Annotated in this window: 3 protein-coding genes and 1 pseudogene; all 4 read right to left on the reverse strand. The window is 65.4% G+C overall.

The window, feature by feature from the left end:
- Positions 1 to 110: 110 nt before the first annotated feature.
- Positions 111 to 488: pseudogene (locus tag FNJ47_RS52060) on the reverse strand (circularly permuted type 2 ATP-grasp protein); the annotation flags it as partial.
- 83 nt (positions 489 to 571) lie between these two features.
- Complete coding sequence (locus FNJ47_RS43890) at positions 572 to 3832, reverse strand: transglutaminase family protein (RefSeq protein WP_163162733.1); 3261 nt, start codon at positions 3830 to 3832, stop codon at positions 572 to 574.
- Positions 3833 to 3974: 142 nt separating this feature from the next.
- Positions 3975 to 4478: a GDSL-type esterase/lipase family protein gene (locus tag FNJ47_RS43895; RefSeq protein ID WP_163162735.1), complete on the reverse strand. Its 504-nt coding sequence runs from the start codon at positions 4476 to 4478 to the stop codon at positions 3975 to 3977.
- A gap of 235 nt (positions 4479 to 4713) precedes the next feature.
- Positions 4714 to 6237, reverse strand: coding sequence for a UxaA family hydrolase (locus FNJ47_RS43900; protein ID WP_163162737.1), 1524 nt, complete (start codon positions 6235 to 6237; stop codon positions 4714 to 4716).
- Between the last annotated feature and the right edge of the window lie 199 nt (positions 6238 to 6436).

Below are 6436 nucleotides of genomic sequence, written 5' to 3' on the forward strand. Positions count from 1 at the left end.
GCAGCGAATATCTGCGTGCGGTCAGCGGCATCAAGCCGCCGGGCGGGCGCTATCTGCATCTCTATGCCGCCGACATCGGCCGAGGGCCCGACGGCCGCTGGTGGGTGCTCGGCGATCGCCGCCGCGGGGATCGCGCCGTCAGCGACGAGGCGGCCTTCGCCGTAGAGATCGGCCAGCACCATCTCCAGAAGCTGCGCGCGCTGCGCGACGCCGGCGGCGAGCTGGCGCCAGTCGGCGGCGTCGATGATCAACGGCAGGTGGCTGAGCGGCCAGATCCGGTCGGAGGTATCGCCAGGCGCGCGATAGGTGACGCCGGCCTCGCGCAGATGGCGGTCGGCGGAGGCAAAGCGGCGCTCGATATCGGCCGGCGACAACGCGGCGAACGCGTCGAAGAAGCGGGCCCAGACCGGTCGCGGCGCGCCATTCTCGGCAATATATTCGTCGGGAATGCCGGGCAGCCGGACATAGTCACGGGTCCATTGCGCCATCCGGCGCTGACCTGGACGGGCCCTGCTCTCCTGACTACTGCCTTGGCCACCCGACACGGTCATTGCACTTCCCCTGCATCCAATTAGTGCAGGAGCGGCGTTCGCAAGTCGAGGGTCAAGGGAAACTCAATTGTGCGTTCCTCCGGCGGCGGCTCGATCCTGCCGGGGGTGTGGCCGTGCTCCTGGAAGCGCGCCAGCCGCCGCGCCTCGGCCTCATAGGAATTGACCGGCTTGGTCTCGTAGTTGCGGCCGCCGGGATGGGCGACATGATAGACACAGCCGCCGAGCGAGCGGCCGTTCCACGTATCGATCAGGTCGAACGTCAGCGGCGCGTGCACCGGAATGGTCGGATGCAGGCCGGAGGCCGGCTGCCAGGCCTTGAAGCGGACGGCTGCGACCGCCTCGCCGGAGCGGCCGGTCTCGGTCATCGGCATCCGCCTGCCGTTGCAGGTGACGACGTGACGGCCCTCGACGAATCCGGTCGCTTTCACTTGCAGCCGCTCGACCGACGAATCGACGTAACGTACGGTGCCGCCCGAGGTGCCTTCCTCGCCCAGCACATGCCAGGGTTCGAGCGCCTGCCGCAGCTCGAGGCCGACGCCACCATGATGGACGCGGCCGAAGGCGGGAAAACGAAATTCGAGCTGGGCTTGATACCATTCCGGCTCGACGTCGTAGCCGGATTGCTTGAGCTCGGCGAGCACGCCCAGAAAATCCTCCCAGAGGAAATGCGGCAGCATGAAGCGGTCATGCAGCGCGGTGCCCCAGCGCACGAACTTTCCCTGCTGCGGCTCGCGCCACAGCTTTGCGATCAGCGCGCGGATCAACAGCTGCTGCGCCAGCGACATACGCGGGTCGGGCGGCATTTCAAGCGCGCGGAATTCGACCAGGCCGAGCCGGCCGGTCGGACCGTCGGGCGAATAGAGCTTGTCGATGCAGATCTCGGCGCGATGGGTGTTGCCGGTGATGTCGACCAGGATGTGGCGGAACAGGCGGTCGACCAGCCACAGCGGCGCATCCATGCCCGGCGGCGGCACGTGCGACAGCGCGATCTCCAGCTCATAGAGCCCGTCATGCCGCGCCTCGTCGATGCGCGGCGCCTGGCTGGTCGGGCCGATGAACATGCCGGAGAACAGATAGGACAGCGACGGATGCCGCTGCCAGTACAGCACGAGGCTCTTCAGCAGATCGGGCCGGCGCAGGAACGGCGAATCCTCCGGCTTGCTGCCACCGACCACGATGTGGTTGCCGCCGCCGGTGCCGGTGTGGCGGCCGTCGATCAGGAAACGGTTGGCCCCTAGTCGCGTCTTTGCCGAGTCCTCATAGAGACCGAGCGTGATGTCGACGGCCTCGCGCCAGCTCTGCGCCGGCTGCACGTTGATTTCGATCACGCCGGGATCGGGCGTCACCTTGATTACCTCAACGCGCGGATCGAACGGCGGCGAATAGCCTTCGACATGCACCGCGAGCTGCGTTTCTTCGGCGGTCGCCTCGATTGCGGTGATCAGTTCGAGATAGTCGTCGACCTTCTCGACCGGCGGCATGAAGACGCAGAGCACACTGTCGCGGACTTCGATCACCATTGCGGTGCGCACCGGCAGCGGCTCGGGGATGTCCTTCAGCGCCTGCTTCAGCTCCGCGTCGGCAAGCGCCTCGCGCGGCGCCATCGGATCCTGCTCGACGATGTAAGGATAGTCCCCGGGCGTGACATGTTCGAGCGAGCCGATCGGCAGCCGCAGGCCGAGCGGGGAATCGCCAGGTGATGCGAACAGATGGCTGCGTCGGATCTTCCAGTGCTCGCTGCGCCAGCGCGCAGGGATTTTGTCGGCGAGCGGCGTCCAGCGCTGGATCGGCAACACAAAGCCCTTCGGCGTCGTCAGTCCCTCGTCGAACACCCGCGCCAGGCGCGCGCGCTCTTCGGCATCCGTCAGCTTGGAGTTGTCGGGCGTGACGTTGGCCGGCAGCCCGGCTTCACGCTGCAGCCAGAACGCCGGGTCTTCATAAGCCGGCATGACATAGTCGGCGCCGAGTCCGAGCTTCTTCGCGGTGCCAACGGCAAAGCGCTCGGCATCGGCCACCTCGGCCTTCCGCGAATTCTCGATGCCTGCGATCAGCTCGGCATTCTTCCAGATCGGCTTGCCGTCCTTGCGCCAATAAAGGCCAAACGCCCAGCGCGGCAGGCTCTCGCCGGGATACCATTTGCCCTGGCCGTAATGCAGCAGGCCACCGGGTGCGAACCGCGTGCGCAGCTTGCGGATCAATTCGTCGGCGAGCACGCGCTTGGTCGGACCGACCGCGGCGACGTTCCACTCCGGCGATTCCAGATCGTCGACCGAGACGAAAGTCGGCTCGCCACCCATGGTCAGTCGCACATCGTCCTTGTTCAGATCGGCATCAACCTGCTCGCCGACGCGGTCGAGCCGCGCCCAGGATTGATCGGAGAACGGCTTCGTGATCCGCGGCGCTTCGCGGATGCGCTTGACGCTCATCTCGAAGCCGAACTCGACATTGGCGAAGCCTGCGGTGCCGGTCACCGGCGCCGCCGAGCGATAATGCGGCGTGGCGCACACCGGGATGTGACCTTCGCCCGTCAGCATGCCCGAGGTGACGTCGAACCCGATCCAGCCTGCGCCCGGCAGATAGACCTCGGCCCAGGCGTGCAGATCGGTAAAATCGCTCTCGACCTCACGCGGCCCCTCGAGCGGATCGATGTCGGGCCGCAGCTGGATGAGATAGCCGGAGACGAAACGCGTAGCGAGCCCGAGATGGCGCAGCGCCTGGATCAGGAGCCACGCCGAATCGCGGCAGGAGCCGGAGCCCGCCGCCAGCGTCTCCTCCGGCGACTGGATGCCGGCCTCCATGCGGATCACGTAGCTGATCTTCTTTTGCAGCTGCGCATTCAACTCGACCAGGAAATTGACCGTGCTGTCGGCCTTGCGCGGAATCTCCTTCAGGTAAGCTGCGAGCAATGGCCCGGGCTCATCTGTCTCAAGATAGGGCGCAAGCTCGGTCTTGAGATCGGCGGGATATTCGAACGGAAAGCTGTTGGCGTAGGGCTCGACGAAGAAGTCGAACGGATTGACCACCGTCATCTGCGCGGTGAAATCGACCTCGACCTTGAGCTCGGTCGCCTTCTCCGGAAAGACGTAGCGCGCCAGCCAATTGCCCTGCGGGTCCTGCTGCCAGTTCACGAAGTGATTTGATGGCGTGACCTTGAGCGAATAACTCAGGATCGGCGTGCGGGTATGCGGCGCGGGCCGGAGCCGAATGGTCTGGGGCCCGAGATCGATCGGCCGGTCGTATTTGTAGTGCGTGACGTGATGCAGTGCGACGAAGATCGACACGGACCAAGGACTCCAGCAGCTTTTTTGAGCAGAACACTGGTTCCGGTATGGATCAAGCACTAACAACGGGCAGCGATTGCCCAGGAAATATCCGCGCGCTGTTCCGACGTCGGCGATTGCCGCGGCAGGTCGCCCTCACCGGCTAGCGGCCGATCGAGCCCGATACCTGCGAAGCGAGCTGCTCGGCGAGCATATGATAGCCCTCGGGGGTCAGATGCACACCATCGGGCTGATGGGGGAGTCCGCCCAGCATCCCGTTAGCGAGCATGATCACCTTGATGCCGCGGGCGCTGAGCCGGCTTTGTATATCCGCCGTCCGGTCCGGACTGCCCTTGCGCCTGTCGTTGCCGCCGGGCTGCAGGATAACCGCTCGGGTCCCGTTGGGGACCGCCCGATCCAAGCGTTGCAGCATCCCTTCCGTGGTGTCGCCGTTGATGCCGGCGTTCACGATACGGACGTTCAATCCCTTGGCCCGCAAGATCACTTCGAGCTGCGCGGGATAAGCCTGGTTGCGCGCCACGCCTTTGCCGTAGGTGTTGCTCGCGCCAAGCGCCACGATGGTCGCGGCGTTGGCCGATGCGGCGCCGATATCTAAAGCGGTGAGAAAAGCGAGGCACCCAACAATCGCGAACCAAAGCGCGCGCATATGTCCTCCGTCCAGTGGGCGAACAGCTCACGAGCTGCAGCCCCGGATGCAGCGAAGCGCAATCCGGGAGGCCGCGTCAACAGAACTCGTCGTCCCGGCGAAAGCAGGGACCCATACCGCGTGATCTATCGATGAAGCACGGTGGCAGACACCTTAACATCACCACGGCCGGTGTTTATGGGTCCCTGCTTTCGCCGGGACGACAGCGGAGGGTAAGGCTAGATCGTAGCCCCTACTACATCGTTGCGCCCAAGACCCACGGCGCAAACTCGGCGCCGCCAAAGTCAAAACTCTCGCTCTTGGTCGGCTGGCCCGAGGCGGTCTTGAGGATGAGGTCGAAGATGCGCTGGCCGCATTCCTGCACGCTCTCCTCGCCGTCGAGAATGGTGCCGCAATTGACGTCCATGTCGTCTTCCATCCGCTTGTACATCGGCGTGTTGGTGGCGAGCTTGATCGACGGCGCGGGCTTGCAGCCGAACACGCTGCCGCGGCCGGTGGTGAAGCAGACGAGGTTGGCGCCGCCGGCGACCTGGCCGGTCGCAGCGACCGGGTCGTAGCCGGGTGTGTCCATGAACACGAAACCCTTCTTGGTGACGGGCTCGGCGTAATGCAGCACGTCGACAAGGTTGGTGCTGCCGGCCTTGGCCATCGCGCCGAGCGACTTCTCCAGGATCGTGGTGAGGCCGCCGGCCTTGTTGCCGGGGCTCGGATTGGCGTTCATCTCAGCGCCTTCGCGCTGGGTGTATTCCTCCCACCAGCGCATCAGGCCGACCAGTTTTTCGCCGACCTCGCGGCTGACCACGCGGCGGGTCAACAGATGTTCGGCGCCGTAGGTTTCGGGCGTCTCGGAGAGGATCACCGTGCCGCCGTGGCGCACCAGCAGATCGCTGGCCGCGCCCAGCGCCGGGTTGGCCGACACGCCGGAGTAACCGTCCGAGCCGCCGCATTGCAGCGCCACGGTAAGCTCGCTCGCCGGCACGGCCTCGCGCTTGACCTTGTTGGCGTCGGCAAGCGCTTCCTTCACGAACGCAACGCCGGCTTCCACGGTCTTGCGGGTGCCGCCGACCTCCTGGATGTCCATCGCGCGCAGGCGGCCGGCGAGCTTCTGCTCCTGCATCAGGCCGCCGATCTGGTTCACCTCGCAGCCGAGGCCGAGCACGATGACGTTGGAGAAATTGACGTGCCGCGCATAGCCGCCGAGCGTGCGGCGAAGCAGCGCCAGCGGCTCATCCTGGGTCATGCCGCAGCCGGTCTTGTGAGTCAGCGCGACGACACCATCGACATTCGGAAAGTCAGCGAGCGGGTTGTCGCCGGTGAACGGATTCTTCTTGAACATGTCGGCGACGATGCCGGCGACATGCGCGCTGCAATTCACCGAGGTGAGGATGCCGATATAGTTGCGCGTCGCGACACGGCCGTCAGCGCGGCGGATGCCTTCGAAGGTCGCCGGCAGATCGAAGTTCGGCACCGGCTTGACGTCGACGCCGTAGGCATAATCCTTGGCGAAATCGCCCATGCCGCAGTTCTGCGTGTGCACATGCTGGCCGGGCGCAATCGGCTGAGTCGCAAAGCCGATGATCTGGCCGTAGCGCCGGATCGGCTCACCCTGCGCGATCGGCTTGATCGCGACCTTGTGGCCGGCCGGAATGCGATCGACCGTGGTGACGCCTTCGGTCACCTCGAGCCCCGGCGGCAGGCTCGCGCGCGCGATCAGGACGCTGTCGTCGGCGTGCAGGCGGATCACTTGTGCCGAGGCCATGGGAGTCTCTCCTTTGGAGTTCTTCACCTCTCCCGCCCTTTTGCGGGGAGAGGGTTGGGGTGAGGGACCTCCATCCGGCGAGCATTTTTTTGCGATTGCGCGCGTGCCTCGCCCCTCACCCTGATTGCTGACGCAATCCGACCTCCTGCCTCTTATACCCATCTGCCGCGGCCGACGCACAACACACTGAAGATATCAG

This window comes from Bradyrhizobium uaiense (assembly GCF_010811875.1).
In the GTDB taxonomy this organism is placed as follows: domain Bacteria; phylum Pseudomonadota; class Alphaproteobacteria; order Rhizobiales; family Xanthobacteraceae; genus Bradyrhizobium; species Bradyrhizobium uaiense.